The organism is Ruegeria arenilitoris (genome assembly GCF_013035315.1).
GTDB lineage: Bacteria > Pseudomonadota > Alphaproteobacteria > Rhodobacterales > Rhodobacteraceae > Ruegeria > Ruegeria arenilitoris_D.
The window spans coordinates 429,518-448,779 of the sequence record NZ_WQHP01000003.1; the positions used below are offsets into that span (position 1 = coordinate 429,518).

The window sequence follows — 19,262 nt, forward strand, 5'->3', positions numbered from 1 at the left end:
AGCAAGGCAGCAGCGGACAGGCAATGCAATACGAATCCCTCGACAGTTTCCTGCAAACGGGCAAGGTGGCGCTGACCAAGGGGCCCGTAGCATTGGTGTTTGTCGAGGATGAGGTCGAAATCGACAGCACCATCCGGCATCATCTGAACCTTGGATTCAAGTCGCTGATCGTCTTCATGCCGCAGGCCTTCGGACTGAACCCCGAGCTTTCCGACCGCATCCATCGCGTACCGCTCAGCTGTGTCCCGCGCACGGTTGTATTTGAGACGATCAACCGAATCATCGAGGCGGCTCCGGGTCTCTGGATGCACTATTGCTACAACGCGGAATACCTGTTTTTCCCATTCTGCGAGATGCGCAAGATTGGCGAAATGCTGGCGTTCCACACAGAAGAGCGCCGGGATTCGATGCTGACCCACGTGGTCGACCTGTACGCAGATGATCTGGATGCATTTCCAAACGCAGTTTCCCCGGAACGGGCAATGCTGGACCGAACAGGCTATTTTGCTCAGGCTCGGTTGGACGCTAAGAAACATCCCAAAGAGCGACAGCTGGATATGTCTGGCGGGCTGAGGTGGCGGTTCGAGGAACACGTGCCGGTCCAAAGCCGCAGAATCGACCGCATCGCCCTGTTCAAATCCAAACCTGGATTAGCTCTGCGGTCCGATCACACCTTCACTGACGAAGAATACAACACCTATTCTTGCCCGTGGCACCACAATCTGACGGCTGCAGTCTGTTCGTTCCGGGCGGCCAAGGCGTTGAAAACCAATTCGGGGTCAACCTTCGACATCCCGACCTTCCGCTGGCGTAACTCGATTCCGTTCGAATGGTCGTCAAACCAGTTACTTGAGCTGGGGTTGATCGAAACGGGCCAGTGGTTCTGACCTGCTTTCTTTGCCCAAACAGTGCGTGATCACCGTCGCAGCAGTACCGGGAACCAGTCTTCACGCAGGCGCTGACCCGGCTCCATGTCATGCCCCGGAAACGGCGGTGACGTACGGCCAGGTCGCTCGACATAGCGGGCATCGTCCCCGACGAGACGTAGTGAAAAGGCGCGCCGGCGGCTATCTGATTGATTTCCCCGTGCGCCGTGCAGCGTGCGGAAATTGAAGGCCACGGCGTCGCCCGGCTCCATCTCGAACTCGACCACCCGCATCCCTTCTGCGTCAGGGTCAGGCACTGGGATGTATTGGCCTTCGTCGGGAAAGAACCCTTCTTCCGATACCCAGCGAGTTGGCAGCACCTCTTTTTCCCACCGGTGTGAACCGGCGACACATCGCAACGTCGCCTGCGTGACCGGATCAAGCGGCGACCAAAAGCTGATCGTCTGCTGCCCTTCCACGAAGTAATACGGGCCGTCCTGATGCCATGGCGTCGCCATCGAGGTTCCGGGCTCTTTGACCAATACATGGTCGTGGAACATCTGAACGATGTCAGACTGCATCAAATCTGCCGCAACTTCGGCGGCTGGGGAGTCCTGAATGACCGCCTGAAATTGCTCGATCCGCGACCAGTTGCAATAATCGTCGAAAAACCGGCCGGTTTCGCCTTCTTTCTTGTTCTCAGAAGCGTAGGGTCCGGGCTCCGCCATATTCGCGGCGATCCCATCCCGCAGGGCCTCAACATGGTCAGCGAACAGCCCCTTGATCAGGACCACGCCGTCCTGCTGATAGGTGTCTATCATCTCTTGCGTAACCAGAGTGTGCGTCATCTGAATCTCCATGCCGGTGGTCTGTCGATCTGTGCATGGATAACCCCTCTGTTCAAATAATATCTTTCTAAGTTAGATTTAATTTCATGTTATATATTTCGCTTCGCCAGTACGAATATGTGTGCGCAATTGGGCGCTTTGGCAGCTTGTCCGCGGCTGCGCAGCAGTTAAACGTTTCGCAACCAGCCCTGTCCACTGCCCTGACCCGTGTCGAATCGCATCTGGGCTATCCGCTTTTCACACGCAAACGCGGAGCGGCCATGGCACTGACACCGCAAGGTCGCAGGTTCATAGAAGACGCGGAGATTCTTCTGGCAAGCGCCGCTCGCCTTGAAGCGGCAGATGAGGTCAGAGCAAACAAGACCCAGTTGCGACTGGGGTGCTTCGTGGACCTCGCTCCGTTCATCTTGGCTAAGGCTCTGCGACACTTGCGCACTGCACTGCCGGATCTGACAATTATGTACAAAGTGGACGGGTTCGAAGGGCTGATCTCGGATCTGATCGATGGGCGCATCGATCTGGCGGTGACTTACGGCCTGAGTATGGATGCCGGGTTCCAACAACAGACCCTGTTTCCCAGTCGTCCCAACGCCATCGTAGCCCCTGATCATCCTTTGGCGCGGAACAGCTCTGTTTCGCTGAGCGAACTGGCCGCCTACCCTCTGATCCTGTCCAACGAAGGCTTGTCAGCGCAACACGTGCTAGGGCTTTTCCGGCAGCTTGGATTGAATCCTTCGGTCGCTCATCGGGCCGCGTCACTGGAAATTCAGCGGAGCCTGGCCGCCCATCACGAAGGGGTCGCAATAAGTTACGCCAACCCGCCTTCAGACCACAGCTATGATGGAATGCCCCTGATCAGCCGCCCAGTCCGGGACGACATCGCCGCAGAACCTGTTGTGCTGGCGCGTCATGGCACAGGTCCTGCGGACCCCGACACGGCACAAGCGGAGCAGATTCTGATGGAGCTACTGGCCTAAGTTACTTTTTCCGCAGCCGGATCACGACGTCGACGGATGCGATCTCTACCCCTTCGGGTGCCTCGGGAAGGCGCTGAATCACCAACTGGTCAGACGGCGCATCGCTCAGGCGGCTTTCGTCTTCCCAGTAGAAGTGCGGGTGATCATGCGTATTGGTGTCGAAATAGCTTTTTGACCCGTCAACCGTGATTTCCTGCAGAACGCCAGCCTCACAAAATGCACGCAGCGTGTTGTAGACTGTCGCCAGCGACACGGCATCACCATTCTTTTTGGCGGCCTCGAACAGGCTTTCGGCCGTAACATGCCGGTGCAGGCCGTCGCCGACCAGCAGTTCAGCCAAAGCGACGCGCTGGCGCGTCGGGCGCAGCCCTGCGTCCACCAACCATTCCGTGGCTCTGTTTTGGCTCTGAGGTGTCATTATCCGAAACCTAATTGTTGCTTATCCATATATAAGTGCGGTGTTCGGGTAATTTCAAATGAAATTCATTCGCAAAGAATGCCATCTGAAGAAGAGGATGTGACCTGGTGGTCTTGCAGGACCTTGCATACGGGTGCTAGACGAGGCCAGATATAACGAACGGACCCCTGGCAGGAGAGGCGGCAGAATGGCCCAATTCCCGAGCAGCTTTGACAAGGACGATCTGCTGAAATGCGCCCGTGGCGAATTATTCGGCCCCGGCAATGCCCAGTTGCCTGCACCGCCGATGCTGATGATGGACCGGATCACCGACATCTCGGCCGACGGTGGCGCGCATGGAAAAGGCCATGTTCTGGCTGAATTCGATATCACCCCGGATCTCTGGTTTTTTGACTGCCATTTCCCCGGCAACCCGATCATGCCCGGCTGTCTGGGCCTGGATGGCCTGTGGCAGTTGACTGGTTTCAACCTGGGCTGGCGTGGCTGGCAGGGGCGCGGCATGGCCGTAGGTGTCGGCGAGGTCAAGCTGACCGGCATGGTGCGCCCGGACCGCAAGATGCTGACCTATAAAATCGATTTCAAAAAAGCGATCCAGACGCGCCGTCTGACAATGGGCGTTGCGGATGGAATCGTCGAAGCGGACGGTGAGATGATTTACGACGTCAAAGACATGAAAGTCGTTCTGTCCGAAGCCTGAGCCTGACCGGCCCGAAATAAGGAGCACGCACATGCGTCGAGTAGTTGTCACCGGCTTGGGAGTTGTCTCCTCGATCGGGAACAATGCTGAAGAGGTTCTGGCCTCTCTCAAGGCTGGTAAGTCCGGCATCGAAGCCAATGAGCAGATGGTTGAACACGGCTTTCGCAGCCAGATTGCCGGAACGCTCAAAATCGATGTGGCCCAGCACGTAGATAAAAGGACTCTGCGCTTCATGGGTCCCGGTGCCGCGTATGCTCATATCGCAATGAGCCAGGCGATTGCGGATGCAGGCCTGACCGAAGATCAGGTTGTGAACCCGCGCACAGGTCTTGTCGCAGGGTCAGGCGGCCCGTCCACCAGCGCGATGCTGACCGCACATCAGACGGTGCTGAAGACCGGCGCGACCAAGCGCATAGGGCCGTTTGCCGTTCCGAAGTGCATGTGCTCGACGATTTCGGCCAACCTGGCGACAGCGTTCAAGATCAAGGGCATCAACTACTCGATCACGTCGGCCTGCTCGACCTCGCTGCACTGCATCGGCAATGCTGCGGAACAGATCATGCTGGGCAAACAGGACGTCATGTTTGCAGGCGGCGGCGAAGAACTGGACTGGACCCTTTCCTGCCTGTTCGACGCGATGGGCGCAATGTCGTCGAAGTTTAACGACACGCCAGACAAGGCCTCGCGCGCCTTCGATCAGAACCGCGACGGCTTCGTCATCTCGGGCGGCGGCGGAATTGTCGTCCTCGAAGACCTTGAAAATGCACTGGCACGCGGTGCCAAGATTTATGCAGAAGTAACCGGATACGCGGCCACGTCGGATGGTCACGACATGGTGGCCCCATCCGGTGAAGGCGGCGAGCGCGCCATGCGGCTGGCTCTGTCGACCGTGCCCGAAGGCCGTAAAGTCGGCTACATCAACGCCCATGGCACCTCGACCCCCGTCGGAGATGTCGGCGAAGTTGAGGCCGTCCGCCGCATCTTTGGCGAAGGCAACGTGCCGCCGATTTCATCTACCAAATCCATGACCGGCCACGCGCAAGGCGCGGCGGGCGCGCTCGAGACGATTTTCTGTCTGCTGATGCTGGACAATGACTTTATTACGCCGTCGATTAACGTCGACACTCTTGCCGAAGGCATCCAGCCCGGTGAAATTGCAACGGAAGTTGTTGAAAACGCAGGACTAGACAGTGTCATGACCAACAGCTTCGGCTTTGGCGGCACGAACGGGTCCATGGTTCTGTCGAAGTATAACGGGTGAGTATGATGTCGGATCTTCTTAAAGGCAAACGCGGCCTGATCATGGGCGTGGCGAATGATCGCTCGATCGCATGGGGCATCGCCAAAGCCATGCACGAGGCTGGTGCCGAGCTGGCATTCACCTATCAGGGCGAGGCATTCGGAAAACGGCTGGAGCCGCTGGCCCAAAGCCTTGGCAGCGATTTTATGGTGGATGCGGACGTCACGGATGACGCCTCTCTGGATCGCGCATTCGAAGAACTGGGCGCACGCTGGCAAACGATTGACTTCGTGGTCCACGCCATCGCCTATTCGGACAAATCGGAACTGACCGGCCGGTTCCTGAACACCACACGAGCCAACTTCAAGCACTCGCTGGACGTTTCGGCCTATTCCTTCATCGAAGTCGCGCGCCGCGCCTACCCGTTGATGAAGGACAATGGTGGCACGTTGCTAACCCTGACCTATCAGGGCTCGAACAAGGTTGTGCCGAACTACAACGTGATGGGTGTCGCCAAGGCCGCGTTGGAATCCGCAACCCGCTATCTGGCCAACGATCTGGGCCCCGAGGGCATCCGTGTCAACGCGATCTCGCCCGGTCCGATGAAAACGCTGGCTGGTGCGGCAATCGGTGGGGCGCGCAAGACATACAAGTTCTGCGATCAGAACGCACCAATGCGCTCGAACGCGACGCTTGAGGCCGTGGGCGGCACTGCAGTTTTCCTGGCATCTGACGCTGGTTCCTGCACGTCGGGTGAGATCATCCGCGTCGACGGTGGCTTCCACATATTGGGTATGCCGCAACCCGATCACATGTGACCCGATCTTTCCCTGCCGGTGCCAAGATTTGACCATCTTTCACAGGCAGGGATAGCGGCATGAGCAAGACCGATCACATCATCTCAAGCAATGCCCGTTCACGCAGCCGGTCTGGGTTTCTGGGCAAACGCGGACGCGTTGCGCTTCTGGCTCTGACCACCCTGTTAATGCTGTTCGTGTTTTTCACGCAGCCCCAAGTGCGCGCCGCCATTGACGGTTGGATCAGCCTTTAGTCAGGCTGATCCGAGTCCTTGCAGGTTGGTTTAGTTGACCGAAACGACCTCGATATCAAAAATCAGATCCTGCCCCGCCAACGGATGGTTTGCGTCCAGCGTCACGGTCGCCTCATCAGCCTCGACAACGGTAACGGCCAACGCCTGACCGTCCGGGGTTTGCATTTGTAACTGGGTACCAGGGTCCAGCGGAATATCATCGGGGATACCTTCGCGCGGGATTTGCTGACGCGCAGCCGGATTGATCGGACCATAGGCATCAACACAGGCGATCTCGACCCGTTTCTTATCCCCAACGGCCAGCCCCGGCATGGCCGAATCCAACCCCGGAATGATCTGCCCCGACCCGACGACGAATTCCAGCGGTTCGCGTCCTTCGGAACTGTCGAAGACGTTCCCGTCCAACAGCGTTCCTGTGTAGTGGATGCGAACCGTGTCGCCTTGTTTGATTTCGGTCATGTTGGCCTCCGGCCGGTATAGGGTTGAGCGGCCAAGCCTAGGGGCTGACACGACATTGTAAACCCCGCCCTCTTTTCTTAGCCCTCGTTGTTATGCAAACCTGCCGCTGACGCACCGGAGGGGGGCCAGATGCCTACTAAGACCTGCATTTTCGATGCCTATGGAACGCTGTTCGACGTGGCCGCCGCGGCTCGGCAAGCGGCCGGGGAACCCGGATTTGAAGCGCTACAGAAGAAATGGCCCGAACTGGCCAATCACTGGCGCCTGAAACAGCTGCAATACACCTGGTTACGTGCGATCACGGATGCCCATACGGACTTCTGGGATGTAACCCAGGATGGTCTGGACTGGGCTCTCGAAGCCACAGGATTGGACGGCGACGCCACGATGCGCCAGCGTTTGCTGGATCTCTATTGGGAGTTGCAGGCCTATCCCGAAGTCCCCGAGATGTTGCGGGCGCTGAAAGAAGGCGGGCTGCAAACGGCAATCCTGTCGAACGGGTCGCTGCCGATGCTGGACGGAGCAGTTAAATCCGCCGGAATCGGCGACGTTCTGGACGACGTTTTGTCGGTAGAAAGCGTTGGTGTCTTCAAGCCGGATTCGCGGGTCTATGATCTGGTGCAGAACCGGTTCGGGTGCGAACGCGACGAAGTTCTGTTTGTCAGCTCAAATGGTTGGGACGCCGCCGGCGCCAGTGGCTATGGTTTTGCAACCGCGTGGGTCAACCGCGCTGGCGAGCCAGTAGACCGCTTGCCCTGGCGCCCTGCGCATGTACTGTCCGACCTGACCGCGATTCCTCAACTGGCTGGGCTTTAATGGCGTTTTTCACAACATCTGATGACAGGCAGATTTACTTTGAGGATCATGGGTCAGGGACACCCGTACTCTGCCTTGCGGGTCTGACGCGGAATTGCAGGGACTTTTCGTTCCTCGCCCCGCATCTGAGCGATATGCGCATGATCGCCATGGACTATCGCGGGCGGGGACGGTCAGATCGTGATCCCGAATACATGAACTACAACATCTTTCGCGAATCGCACGATGCGCTTGAGCTGTTGGACCATCTTGGTCTCGACCGTGTGAATGTCATCGGAACCTCGCGCGGGGGCCTGATCGCAATGGCCCTTGCGGCCAGCCATCCTGAACGGTTGCTAAGCGTGGTCCTCAACGATGTTGGCCCGGTTCTGGAACCTGCGGGCATTGCCAAGATCATGGACTACGTTGGCAAACCGCCCGTCTCGAAGACCTATGATTTGGCCGCAAAGGCGCTGCATATCGCAATGGCCCCGCAGTTTCCGGACGTACCTCTGGAACGCTGGCAAGAGGTTGCGGAAATTCAGTTTAAAAAGACAGCCGATGGTCTTGGCCTGACTTATGACCCGGCTCTGCGCACCGCCATTTTGGAACAGGCGGCCGTCGGCGCGGCTCCGGATCTGTGGATGTTCTTTGAAGCGCTCAAGGATATTCCCACTGGGGCAATCCGGGGCGAAAACTCGGACGTTCTGAGCAAGGGTACATTGACCGAGATGAGCAATCGCCACCCGGGCCTTTTGTCGGCCGAAATACCGGGTCGCGGTCACGTCCCGTTTCTGGACGAACCGCAGGCGCTTGACCTTATTCGCAAAATTCTGGTGGACGCATGAGCAGTTTGGAAATGATCGAAGCCGCCGCACGGCGGCTCAAGGGGCATGTTCGGGAAACGCCGATACTGTCATCGCCTTTTCTGGACGAAATCGCTGGCCGCCGTGTGCTGGTAAAGCCTGAGTGTCTGCAACACACCGGCAGCTTCAAGTTTCGTGGTGCGTGGTCGGCGATCTCGGCGCTCAGCGAGGCGGACCGGCAGCGCGGCGTCATCGCCTATTCCTCGGGCAACCACGCGCAAGGAGTGGCCCATGCGGCGGCCCTGCACGGCATATCATCGGTGATTGTCATGCCGGCCGATGCGCCGCAGTTAAAGATCAACAACACTCGAGCCTTGGGTGGCGAGGTTGTTCTGTACGACCGCGCGAACGAAAGCCGGGAAGAGATTGGCGAAGCACTGGCTTCGGACCGCGGCCTGACCCTGATCCGCCCCTATGACGAACCGCAGGTCATCGCTGGCCAAGGCACCGTCGGGCTGGAACTGGCGCGCCAAGCTGCTGATCTGGGCGTCGACAAGGCCGATGTTCTGGTGTGCTGCGGCGGGGGCGGTTTGACCTCGGGCATCGCGCTGTCGCTGGAAGGTCACGCGCCCGGCCTACGCGCCCGACCGTGCGAGCCTGAGGGGTACGATGACGTCAAACGATCCCTGGCTACTGGCAAGGTCCAAAGCAACGCGGCCACCTCGGGCAATATCTGCGACGCAATCCTGACACCGCAGCCCGGGCAGATCACATTCCCGATCCTGAACCGGTTGTGCGGTCCCGGCCTTTCGGTTTCAGAGCAGGAAGCGCTCAGCGCTATGGCGCAAGCTTTCCTGCGCCTCAAGATCGTTCTGGAACCGGGCGGGGCGGTTTCGCTGGCTGCAGCGCTGTATCGCGCGGAAGAGGTCCAGGGCAACACGGTGATCGTTGTGGCCTCGGGGGGGAACGCGGACCCCGAAGTCGTTGGAAAAGCACTGGAATACCTGACCTGACAAGCTGTTCGGGCTGGGGCAAGTTGGCAATTGGACATAGGACGACGGGGATAGAGTCTTGCAGATCGCAGACCTTGGAGACGTGCAAATTTACTATCGAATAGATGGTGATCCGGATGGTGCACCGATAGTATTCGCCAATTCGCTGGGCACCGACTTGCGGCTTTGGGACGATATGCTGCCGCACCTTCCTGAGGGGCTGCGCATTATCCGCTTTGACAAACGCGGCCACGGATTGTCCTCGAAACCGCCTGCACCCTATTCGATGGGCGCGCTGGTGCGCGACGCTGAAGGCCTGCTTGACCTGCTTGAGGTGCGCGATTGTCTGTTTGTCGGCCTTTCGATCGGCGGGCTGATCGGACAAGGGCTGGCGGTCAAACGTCTGGATCAGGTTCGCGCGCTTGTACTGTCAAATACTGCGGCCAAGATCGGTATCCCGTCGATCTGGCAAGAGCGCATGGATGCGGTGCGAAACGGTGGCATCGAGGCTCTGGCCGATGCCACTATGGAACGCTGGTTCTCAAAAGCTTATCGCGCGACGCCTGAGCACCTGCTGTGGCGCAACATGATGGTGCGTCAGCCGGTCGACGGGTATCTGGGCTGCTGCGCCGCCATTTCGGGCACCGATTTCTACACTCCGACCAGCGGCCTTCGCCTGCCTACACTGGGAATTGCGGGCAGCGAAGACGGATCGACCCCACCCGATCTTGTGCGGGAAACGGTCGAATTGATCCCCGGCGCACGGTTCGAGTTGATGCGGCGTGCCGGGCACTTGCCATGCGTCGAGCAACCGGCAGAATACGCGGCACTGCTGCAGGGTTTCATGACCGAAATCGGACATATCTGAAGGAGCGCCGGTGTGGCTGATTTTCTATTCGTCCACGGATCCTGTCATGGCGCGTGGTGCTGGCGCGATCTGATCCCTGCTGTCGAGGCTTTGGGACATAGCGCGCGTGCGATTGACCTGCCCAGCCATGGCGCCGACCCGACACCGATTGCCGATGTTACGCTGGACAGCTGCCGCGACGCGGTATTGGCGGCGAGCAAACCGCAGACGATCATCGTCGGGCATTCCTGGGGCGGTTACCCGATCAGCGCCGCGGCTGAAGCCGCGCCGAACGCCATGCGCGCCTTGATCTATGTGGCAGCCTACGTTCCGCAGGATGGCCTGTCGATGGTCGAGATGCGCAAGCTGTCGCCACGCCAGACAATTCACGAAGCCGTCGAGAAATCCACCGATGGGCTGTCCTATACGGTCAAACCGGATATGGTGTGGGACCTTTTCTACCACGATTGCCCGCCCGACGTACTGCCATATGCCTTTGCGCGGCTATGCCCGCAAGCCATCGCGCCACAAGACACCCCTCTGCCCACCAGCGACAGGTTTGCCGGTGTTCCAAAGGCCTATATCCGCGCGACGGACGATCATACGATCCCGACCGAGTATCAGGCGCAGATGAGCCTGACTGCCCCCGAAGCGATGCGTCACACCATCGACAGCTCGCATTCACCTTTCTTTGCGCAGCCTCAGAAACTGGCTGATTTATTGGACAAAATCGAAAAGGATCTCGCCGGATCACAAGTCTGAACGCGTCCCTTTCCACCTGCACCTGCTGCAGGTAAGGTCCGCCCAAATTGTCATCCTAACGGTTCCAATGCGCCTGCCCTTCTTCTTTGTCCTTCTCACGGTCATGATCGACGCCATGGGCATCGGCCTTGTGTTGCCAATCATGCCCGAGTTGATCGTCGAGGTGCAGGGCGGATCGTTGGCGACGGCTGCGATATGGGGCGGTATCCTCAGCACTGCGTTTGCCGCGATGCAGTTCGTTTTCGGGCCAATATTGGGTAACTTGTCAGACGCTTACGGACGGAGAACCGTTCTGTTGGTCTCGTTATTCGTCATGTCCTTGGACTACGTGGTAATGGCGCTTGCCGGCAGCATCTGGCTGCTTTTGGCCGGGCGTATCGTCGGAGGCATAACGGCGGCCACACATGCAACAGCTGCCGCGTTCATGGCAGATGTGTCCAAGCCACACGAAAAGGCGGCCAACTTTGGCTTGCTGGGCGCAGCCTTTGGGGTTGGGTTTGTATTTGGGCCAGTATTGGGTGGACTGCTGAGTGAATACGGAACGCGAGCGCCGTTCTGGGCAGCGGCAGGCCTGTCCTTTCTGACCTTCGCTATCGGCGTGTTTGTCATGCCCGAAACCGTCACGGACAAAACCCGCCGTGTGTTCAATCTGCGCCGTGCAAATCCGGTGAACTCACTGCGCGCCATAGCTTCGTTGCCCGGCATCAGGCCCATGCTGTGGGTCTATTTCCTGTATTCCGTTTCAATCTATGTCTATCCCGCCATCTGGGCATATTTCACCACCGAACGGTTTGGCTGGTCACCGCAGATGATCGGCCTTTCTCTAGGGGTCTATGGGATCGGTATGGCCGCAGTTCAGGGAGGCCTGATCCGCCCCGCAACCAAGTATCTGGGGGAACGGGTCACAATCGTCTATGGCATGTTGTTCGAACTGTTCAGCTTCCTCCTTTTGGCTTTTTTGACCAATGGCGTGATTGCCCTGATGCTGATCCCCGTCACCGCAATCGGAGCGGTTGTGACCCCCGCCCTGCAAGCCCTGATGTCGCGTGCGACCCCGGATTCGCAACAGGGTGAGCTGCAGGGCGTTCTGACGTCCTTGCATGCGCTGTCGATGGTCATTGCCCCGCTGGTCATGACCAGTGTTTTCGCGCAGTTCATCAAACCCGGCGCGCCGATCTATCTACCGGGCGCGCCGTTCCTCTTGGCGTTGGTCTTGATGGTCATCGGACTGTTTGTATTTGTCCGCTCACGTAGGGTCATGGCGTAACAACGACATCGCTTTGGCGGATTCCGCCTTGCAGCGCCTCCTTTAGCACGCCACCGTGGCGCAAAGGGAGAGAGGGACAGCATGCAAACCATCAAAGCCGCCGTGTGCCGGGCGTTCGGTGAACCTCTGGTCATTGAAGACGTTCAGATCGCGCCACCCAAAACAGGCGAGGTCGAAGTGACACTGGATGCCGTGGCGATTTGCCATTCGGACATTTCATTCGCCAGCGGCGCGTGGGGCGGTCACCTTCCGGCCGTCTACGGACATGAGGCCGCGGGTATCATCACCTCCACCGGCGATGCGGTCGGAGAATTCAAGGTGGGTGATCCTGTTGTGGTCACCCTTATCCGTGCCTGCGGCTCGTGCCCCTCATGCGCGGGCGGCAAGCCAACGATTTGCGAAACGCCCTATGACACGGTGAACGGCCCCTTGCGCACGGCAGATGGCGGTCCGCTTGAACAGGCCATGGCCTGCGGGGCCTTCGCAGAGAAGGTTGTCGTCAGCCACCGGCAGATCGTGAAAATCCCGGCTTCTATGCCCAAAGATGTCGCCAGCCTGTTGTCCTGCGGCGTAATTACCGGTGTCGGTGCTGCAGTGAACGCCGCTGGGCTACGCCCCGGTCAGGACGTGGTCGTGATCGGCGCAGGCGGCGTCGGGCTGAACGCGATCCAAGGGGCTCGAATTGCGGGTGCGCGCCGTATTGTGGCCGTGGACATGACCGAAGAGAAACTGGCCATAGCCAATGAATTCGGCGCGACTCATGGAGTGCTGGCCGACCAGAAAGCTCCGTGGAAAGCCGCCTACAAAGCGCTGGGCGGTCGTGGTGCGGACGCGGTGCTGATCACCGTTGGCGCGATTCCTGCTTATGATCAGGCACCGCGTTACCTGGGCCAGGGCGGCAAGGCCATCATGATCGGCATGCCACATTCAGGCGATATGGCCAGCTATGAACCCGTAGTTCTGGCCGCTTTGGGCCAGGGTCTGGTGGGGTCGAAAATGGGCGACGTGGTCATTCAGCGCGATATCCCTTGGATGATCGACCTTTATGAACAAGGTCGTCTGAAACTGGACGAACTGATCTCGGGCCGGTGGAGCCTGTCGCAGATCAATGACGCGATTGAGGACACCAAAACAGGTTCCGCCAAACGCAACGTCGTCGTTTTCGATCGGGACTAACCCAACACGACCGGAGGGTATCAGATGAAACTGCAGGACCTCGATATCATCATCACCGCGCCGCCCGCGCCGGGATGGGGCGGTCGGTATTGGATTTTGGTCAAAGTCACGACCGATACCGGTATCACCGGCTGGGGCGAGTGCTACGCGTCGTCGATTGGCCCCGAGGCGATGCGCTCTGTGATACAGGATGTATTCGAACGGCATATGCAGGGCGAAAACCCCGAAAATATCGAGCTGATGTTCCGCCGTGCCTATTCCAGCGGATTTACGCAACGACCTGACCTGACCGTTATGGGGGCATTCTCGGGGCTGGAAATCGCGTGCTGGGACATTCTGGGCAAGGATAGCGACCGTCCGGTCTATGCCCTTTTGGGCGGGCTGATGAATGACCGCATCCGGGCCTATACTTATCTGTACCCCCTGCCCCAGCACAATCTGACCGATTTCTGGACGTCACCGGAACAAGCCGGGGAATGCGCCGCTGAAATGGTTCGACGTGGCTTTACGGCCGTCAAATTCGACCCGGCCGGACCTTACACCATCCGCGGTGGGCATATGCCCGCGATGACGGACATTTCGATGTCCGTGGCTTTCTGCAAAGCGATCCGCGAGGCGGTGGGCGACAAGGCGGACCTGCTGTTCGGCACGCATGGGCAGTTCAACACAGCTGGCGCAATCCGGTTGGGACAAGCGCTAGAGCCCTATTCGCCGCTCTGGTTCGAGGAACCGACGCCCCCAGATATGATCGACGACATGGCCCGCGTCGCGCGAAATGTCCGAATTCCGGTCGCAACCGGCGAACGCATGACAACCAAGGCCGAGTTTGCTGCGGTCTTACGTGCCGGAGCGGCGGAAATCCTTCAGCCCGCTCTTGGCCGCGCCGGTGGCATTTGGGAGATGAAAAAGGTCGCTGCCATCGCCGAGGTTTTCAACGCCCAGATGGCCCCGCACCTTTATGCCGGTCCGGTGGAATGGGCCGCCAACATCCATCTGGCTGCTTCAATCCCGAACCTGTTGTTGCTTGAAACCATCGAAACGCCGTTTCACGATCAACTGATCAACGGAAACCTGCGGGTGGAAAGCGGGTTTGTCCCGGCCCCAACAGCGCCCGGCCTTGGGATTGAGGTCAACGAAGAGCTGGCCCGCGCGCACCCCTACACAGGCGATGGTCTACATTTGCAAATGCAGGAAGATCCCTGCGATTACGCCAATGGAAATGCCTTTCAGGGTGGCGCGCCGGCAACCGAGGGGTGACAACCCTATGCATCTTGGGGCACATTGGCCCAACCAAAAGGTGTTGGACAGGCCACGCGTGACACTTAAAGACGACCACAACAAGCAATCAGAAACTGCGCTATCCGACATGAAGGAAAGCGCGGCAAGGGCATCTGCCTTTCTCAAAACCCTCGCGCATGAGGGCCGGTTGATGATCTTGTGTCATCTGGCCGACGGTGAGAAATCTGTGGGTGAGCTTGAGGACCTTCTGCGTATCCGACAGGCAGCGGTTAGCCAGATGCTGGCCCGCCTGCGCGCCGAGAACCTTGTTGCAACGCGCAGAGAGGGCAAGTTGATCTATTACTCTCTGAACGATGAAGGCGCAGCACAGGTGATCGGCGTTCTCTACGAAATGTTCTGCGGCCCGGATAGCGAACAGGCCTAGTTGGATACGTAACCGGCGATGACCTGCAGCAGCTTGAAGGCTGTTGCGGCATCGTTTTCAACCACGGCCAGGAATTCTTCCTCACCGATCCGCAGGCAGGACAGCTCGGTTTCGGCAATCATGCTCAAGGCCCGAGGTTCCTTACGGATCAGCCCCAATTCTCCGACCAGAGCACCGGGGCCAACTTTTGCAATCAACTGATCCGCTCCGTCGGGCTGCGGCAGGTACAACCCCGCTTCTCCGCCCAGAACCACATAGGCACCGTCGGTTGGCTGATCATCCTTGAGGAACACGATCTCTCCGGGTCTAGCATCAAACCAGCGCGCACCAAAGGCGAGCAGGCGCAGCTGTCTCCGGTCCAGCCCGGAAAACAGTGGTGTCTGCTCAAGCGCGCGAAGCTTCCGCGCAAGGTCAGCTGAGGCGGCGCTGTCTTCCTCCACGTCCGCAGGTCCTTCATCCGAGACCACCCGACCTTGCCGTATTTCGACATACATGTCGAATACGCCGGGATTTTCGAACTGGTCATTCAGATAGATCACGGTCGTATCCGGCAGCAACGCCCGCAGGTTTTTGTAGACCGCTACCTTCGAGGCCATATCGTAGCTGGCCAGCGCATCCTCAAGGATCAGAATGTCGGGTTTCTTGATCGTCGCGCGCGTAAAGGACAAAGGTTCAGCAAAGACCGCAGGCAGGTTCTGCCCGCCCAGAGCGACCGGAACATCATAGATCAGTTCGACTACCAGAGGGCGCGCGCCGTTTTCGTTCAGCACATCGACGATCAGCTTGCGCGCCTCATCCGAACGCGCGCCGCCGATCTGGCTGACCTTGCCGAACAGCGCGTTTTCCAAAACCGTAAGACCCGGCGCAAACGCCGTGTTGTCCAGTGGTACGAAGACGTCCAGCAGCCGTTCCAGCAGCTTTTCGGAATGACTGTGACGCAATTCAAGAATGCGGTCCTTCAGGTCATCCGTGAAGGCCGGGCCGATCTGTTCTGCCGAAATCACGAAAGGCACCGCCAGAAGGTTGGCCAACTGTTCATCGTCCAGCCCCGAGACACCTTCGTTCCGGGTCTTTTCGACCAACTCGACAGCAGCCTCATAGGTCTGCGCATCAAGCCCCAATTTGCGAAACAGCGGGTGGTCGGTACCATCCAGACCAAAGATCTGGCGCAGCATCTCGATCACATCCCGCGTCAGGCTGACCAGAATTTCGTCCAGACCAAATGCGCGCAACTGCTGCAGGAACACCGTTTGCTGTGCCAAAAGCTCTTGGGTGACGGGCACTTTCGGTGTGGCAAACAGCAGGTTTTCCGCAACCGGCAACGCCGCGTTATAGCAATTGCGATCAAAGATCAGAGCTTGCTGTCCCAGCCCTGCGTCCTTGACCGCCTGCTGCACAAGCGGGCGCAATTCCACCAGCTTGCGCGCCAGTTCAGGGTGTTCGCCCGCATCAAAGACCTGTTCTGCACCGCGCAAGAACAGAGCCGCCCCCGAACCCATCCCGTCGATCAGCTTCAGCCACCAGTCGCGCACCTCGTCCGCGCTTTGCAACCCGGCGGTCGTCGGGTCCAGCCAATCTGCCTTGAACGGATCCGGGCTGTTTCCGGCACGCAGCGTCTCGGCAAATCCGGGATCATCCGTTTCGCTCGACTGCGGTTTGAACCGCATCGGCATCATAACATTGTCGCCCAGCGTGCCCTGGAACATCACCGGCCGGGACGAGGCATAGCCGATCCGCGCGGCCACAACGCCTTGGTGCAGGTCCGACAGGTTGAGGTCCCCAATCCGGACCCGGCCCGCGCTTGGCAGGATTTCCCGCGTCAACAGCTCGGCCACAGCGCGACGGTCCTCTTCGCTGGGGGCCGCGATCCCGATTGTTTGTCCGCTGGCAAAAGTCAGGTTCAGATCGTCCAGCACCTGATTGCCGTCCATGTCACGGACCGAGACATGATCCAGCACAATATCGCCGCTCAGGCGGGGGCGTGTCTCAGGCTCGCCCTCGAACAGCTTTTCGTCCTGCATGCCTGCCGGCGCAAACCGTTCTGTGACCACTTCCCAGCGCAAGCCCATGTCCTGTGTCTGGTTGTAATAGGTCAGCAGTTCCTTCCACGGCGAGCTCAGGTCTTTATACGCCGCCAGAGCAGCGACCAGCGCACCCAGCGAAACCGAGCCCTGCAACACAAGAAGACCACCAACCAGATAGAACATGAACGGCGTCAGCTGCGAGATGAAGTTGTTTATGAACTTCATAAAGAACTTCTTCTGATAGATTTCAAAGCGGATGCCGAACAGACGGCCCAACTGGTCCGAAATCATCGCGCGGCGATACCGCCACCCGCCATTGGTGCGCAAGGTGGACGCGCCCGCCGCGTTCTCGCCGATCTGGGCAGCCAGAACCCGGACCTCTTGAATGCGTTTCTTGTTCAGCAGGTTGATCTGTCGCTGTAGTTTCGGGATCAACCAGGCCTGCAATGGGATCAGCGCAACTGCTGCAAGCCCGAACCAGAAGCTTTGCAGAAACAGAAAAGACAGGATGGTGATCATCTGCCCGGCTTGCAAAACAGGCTGGCTGATCGCGTCGCCCATCAATCCGCCCATCGGTTCGCTTTCGGCGGTGACCATGGACACCAGCTCACCTTGACTGACCCGCTCGAAATACGGTTGCGGAAACCGCAGAGCGCGGCTGATCAGGACATAGCGAAACCGACGCAGCATCCGCTCGCTCAACACACCTTTCATCGTGTTGATGCGCATTTTCATCAAGCCATGCGCCAAGACCGCCATAAGGAACGCGACGCAAAGAATGATCAAAAAGGTCGTCTGCGGCAGGCTGTAGCCCCAGAACTCGACAGTCGGGCTGGTTGCGCCGATCGCATCATTGATGATGCGCTTGGGCAGCTCCAGCGTCAGGTACAACAGCGGAAACAGCGTCGAGGTCACGGCCAGCAGGATCAGCTGGTCGCGCTTCGAGTACTTCCAAATGAACTGGAAAATTGAACGTTCTATGGAACCTGCCCCTGCTGCGGATCACCGATCCGATCTTGACGAAAGTGTCGCAAATCCAACACCCCGAATTTACCGCAATCCAGTCAAAAGACGCAAACGGTTTCCAATTTGATCAGATAATTGCCGAATGTGAACAAGTTCATTTGCGCATGCTGCCATAAGTGCCTAGAGTTTGGACTGGGACGATATCGGGAGGACGAATTTGACTGCCAGTATAGGCGCAGTGCTGTTGATGCTCTGCTTATTGCAGATCAAACATATGTTTGCGGACTTCTTCCTACAGACCCCGAAAATGTTGGCAGGACGCGGTGAGTATTTTCACCTGGGACGTGCGCAGCATGCGGGTGTGCATGTGGTCGGGTCTGTACTTGTCTTTTTGATTTTCGGCGCCCCCTGGTCCTTTATTTTGATCATTGCTGCGCTGGAATGGGTCGTTCATTTCAATATCGATTTTGCCAAGGCCAGTTATTCCGACAAGAAGCAACTGGTCCCAACACAGGCCGCTTTCTGGCGCGCCGCCGGTCTGGATCAGTTCATGCACAATCTGACCTATATTGCGATGGTATGGGCCTGGGTTGAATTCGTCGCCGTACCCGTGACCTGAATCACGCCACGTTCTCCAAAGCACTCAGGCGATATGCCTGAAGCCATTGCCGGTCCAGCTGGTCAATCCGAGCTGCATCGAACTGGTCCTCATGGTCCCAATATCGACCAGACGGCACAAAATAGTTTAGTGACGCTTCGACCTGTAAGACCGACCGCATACCCTTGGTAGATGGCAAACCTGATGACATGAGCGTATCGGGCGTGACGGACGGATAGACCAGTCGGCTGTCCCCTTGCGACAGGCGTACAACCCGACAACCCTGTGCCGCGCCGAACAGACCCAACCGCGCTGACTTCGCTTCGAGCGAGCGCAGCGTGACATCCGCGCGCAACGGATCGGCGGCACCGGTGCCGTAGAAATGGGTCTGGCCGGAATTCGGATAAATCATATCGCAACCGAAATAGGCCAAAACGGCCGGTTTCAGCGCCGCAAGGGCCCAATATCCGGCGGTGAACGCCATTGTGCCACCGGCATACACAAAACCGCCAAACCTGTTTTGCAACGGGACGTAGTCACGCGCCTCGACAATGCTTTGGCCCTGTAACAGGGCATCCGGTCGATTGTCTTCAGGAAAATCCTCAGGGTGGATCATAAAATCCCAATCAGGGCGAATGCGCCAGGCATTGTTGATCGCCACGATATGGGTGAACGGGGTTCGGGACCACTCACGCGCAGCCATCGCAGCCGGAGCGCTCCCAAGTATCAAAACACGATTTTTCGGCTCGGCCATCCTGGGTCCTGCCTATTTTCAGTTCGCAGGAAGGATAGAGCGTTTTGTTCAGTTAA

General features: G+C 58.5%; 21 protein-coding genes. 16 read left to right on the forward strand and 5 right to left on the reverse strand.

From position 1 onward, the window contains the following. Positions 1-23: 23 nt before the first annotated feature. A complete protein-coding gene (locus tag GOV53_RS09430; protein WP_170465718.1) occupies positions 24-887 on the forward strand; it encodes a hypothetical protein in 864 nt (287 codons plus the stop codon). A 29-nt stretch (positions 888-916) separates the two neighbouring features. Here the strand turns inward: GOV53_RS09430 and GOV53_RS09435 are convergent, their stop codons facing one another. Beyond that, a complete protein-coding gene (locus GOV53_RS09435) occupies positions 917-1,714 on the reverse strand; it encodes a phytanoyl-CoA dioxygenase family protein (RefSeq protein ID WP_170465721.1) in 798 nt (265 codons plus the stop codon). An 86-nt stretch (positions 1,715-1,800) separates the two neighbouring features. Here GOV53_RS09435 and GOV53_RS09440 point away from each other — a divergent pair, with 86 nt between their 5' ends. Continuing rightward, positions 1,801-2,691, forward strand: a complete 891-nt coding sequence (locus GOV53_RS09440) for a LysR family transcriptional regulator (protein WP_170465724.1) — start codon at positions 1,801-1,803, stop codon at positions 2,689-2,691. 1 nt (position 2,692) lies between these two features. Here GOV53_RS09440 and irrA read toward each other — a convergent pair whose 3' ends face one another. Next, the gene (gene irrA / locus GOV53_RS09445) at positions 2,693-3,109 is read right to left on the reverse strand and encodes an iron response transcriptional regulator IrrA (RefSeq protein WP_170426794.1); all 417 of its coding nucleotides are present in this window, start codon (positions 3,107-3,109) and stop codon (positions 2,693-2,695) included. A gap of 187 nt (positions 3,110-3,296) precedes the next feature. Here irrA and fabA point away from each other — a divergent pair, with 187 nt between their 5' ends. The 4 genes from fabA to GOV53_RS09465 are packed head-to-tail and all read left to right on the forward strand — an operon-like array spanning position 3,297 to position 6,097. Next, entirely contained in the window at positions 3,297-3,806 is a 510-nt protein-coding gene (fabA, locus tag GOV53_RS09450) for a bifunctional 3-hydroxydecanoyl-ACP dehydratase/trans-2-decenoyl-ACP isomerase (RefSeq protein ID WP_170326986.1), read from the forward strand. Positions 3,807-3,837: 31 nt separating this feature from the next. Continuing rightward, positions 3,838-5,067, forward strand: a complete 1,230-nt coding sequence (fabB, locus tag GOV53_RS09455) for a beta-ketoacyl-ACP synthase I (RefSeq protein ID WP_170465727.1) — start codon at positions 3,838-3,840, stop codon at positions 5,065-5,067. 5 nt (positions 5,068-5,072) lie between these two features. Continuing rightward, positions 5,073-5,864, forward strand: coding sequence for an enoyl-ACP reductase FabI (locus GOV53_RS09460; protein WP_170465730.1), 792 nt, complete (start codon positions 5,073-5,075; stop codon positions 5,862-5,864). A 59-nt stretch (positions 5,865-5,923) separates the two neighbouring features. Then, entirely contained in the window at positions 5,924-6,097 is a 174-nt protein-coding gene (locus GOV53_RS09465; RefSeq protein WP_170465733.1) for a hypothetical protein, read from the forward strand. Positions 6,098-6,127: 30 nt separating this feature from the next. On the opposite strand, the gene GOV53_RS09470 is transcribed toward GOV53_RS09465, so the two are convergent. Further along, positions 6,128-6,556: an FKBP-type peptidyl-prolyl cis-trans isomerase gene (locus tag GOV53_RS09470; protein WP_170465736.1), complete on the reverse strand. Its 429-nt coding sequence runs from the start codon at positions 6,554-6,556 to the stop codon at positions 6,128-6,130. A gap of 129 nt (positions 6,557-6,685) precedes the next feature. Between GOV53_RS09470 and GOV53_RS09475 the strand changes: the two genes are divergently transcribed. The 9 genes from GOV53_RS09475 (at position 6,686) to GOV53_RS09515 (ending at position 14,864) form a co-directional block, all read left to right on the forward strand. Next, positions 6,686-7,372, forward strand: a complete 687-nt coding sequence (locus tag GOV53_RS09475) for a haloacid dehalogenase type II (RefSeq protein ID WP_170465739.1) — start codon at positions 6,686-6,688, stop codon at positions 7,370-7,372. Further along, positions 7,372-8,199, forward strand: a complete 828-nt coding sequence (locus GOV53_RS09480) for an alpha/beta fold hydrolase (RefSeq protein WP_170465742.1) — start codon at positions 7,372-7,374, stop codon at positions 8,197-8,199. Before GOV53_RS09475 ends, GOV53_RS09480 begins: the two co-directional genes overlap by 1 nt. Continuing rightward, a complete protein-coding gene (locus GOV53_RS09485; protein WP_170465745.1) occupies positions 8,196-9,170 on the forward strand; it encodes a threonine ammonia-lyase in 975 nt (324 codons plus the stop codon). The genes GOV53_RS09480 and GOV53_RS09485 overlap by 4 nt, the downstream gene beginning before the upstream one ends. A gap of 58 nt (positions 9,171-9,228) precedes the next feature. Next, positions 9,229-10,017: a 3-oxoadipate enol-lactonase gene (pcaD, locus tag GOV53_RS09490; RefSeq protein ID WP_170465748.1), complete on the forward strand. Its 789-nt coding sequence runs from the start codon at positions 9,229-9,231 to the stop codon at positions 10,015-10,017. Between the two features lie 12 nt (positions 10,018-10,029). Next, the gene (locus GOV53_RS09495) at positions 10,030-10,758 is read left to right on the forward strand and encodes an alpha/beta fold hydrolase (protein ID WP_170465750.1); all 729 of its coding nucleotides are present in this window, start codon (positions 10,030-10,032) and stop codon (positions 10,756-10,758) included. A gap of 67 nt (positions 10,759-10,825) precedes the next feature. Continuing rightward, positions 10,826-12,025, forward strand: a complete 1,200-nt coding sequence (locus GOV53_RS09500; protein ID WP_170465753.1) for a TCR/Tet family MFS transporter — start codon at positions 10,826-10,828, stop codon at positions 12,023-12,025. Between the two features lie 81 nt (positions 12,026-12,106). Then, complete coding sequence (locus tag GOV53_RS09505) at positions 12,107-13,201, forward strand: Zn-dependent alcohol dehydrogenase (RefSeq protein ID WP_170465756.1); 1,095 nt, start codon at positions 12,107-12,109, stop codon at positions 13,199-13,201. Between the two features lie 24 nt (positions 13,202-13,225). Further along, positions 13,226-14,458: a mandelate racemase/muconate lactonizing enzyme family protein gene (locus GOV53_RS09510; protein ID WP_170465758.1), complete on the forward strand. Its 1,233-nt coding sequence runs from the start codon at positions 13,226-13,228 to the stop codon at positions 14,456-14,458. Positions 14,459-14,567: 109 nt separating this feature from the next. Beyond that, a complete protein-coding gene (locus tag GOV53_RS09515) occupies positions 14,568-14,864 on the forward strand; it encodes an ArsR/SmtB family transcription factor (RefSeq protein ID WP_170465953.1) in 297 nt (98 codons plus the stop codon). On the opposite strand, the gene GOV53_RS09520 is transcribed toward GOV53_RS09515, so the two are convergent. Beyond that, entirely contained in the window at positions 14,861-17,857 is a 2,997-nt protein-coding gene (locus tag GOV53_RS09520) for a cyclic nucleotide-binding domain-containing protein (protein WP_170465956.1), read from the reverse strand. The two genes, GOV53_RS09515 and GOV53_RS09520, sit on opposite strands and share 4 nt — an antisense overlap. Before the next feature lie 244 nt (positions 17,858-18,101). Between GOV53_RS09520 and GOV53_RS09525 the strand changes: the two genes are divergently transcribed. Further along, positions 18,102-18,473 (forward strand): DUF3307 domain-containing protein, encoded by a 372-nt coding sequence (locus tag GOV53_RS09525; RefSeq protein WP_437436793.1) that lies wholly within the window; start codon positions 18,102-18,104, stop codon positions 18,471-18,473. A gap of 1 nt (position 18,474) precedes the next feature. Here the strand turns inward: GOV53_RS09525 and GOV53_RS09530 are convergent, their stop codons facing one another. After that, positions 18,475-19,206 (reverse strand): hypothetical protein, encoded by a 732-nt coding sequence (locus GOV53_RS09530; protein WP_170465760.1) that lies wholly within the window; start codon positions 19,204-19,206, stop codon positions 18,475-18,477. Positions 19,207-19,262 lie beyond the last annotated feature (56 nt).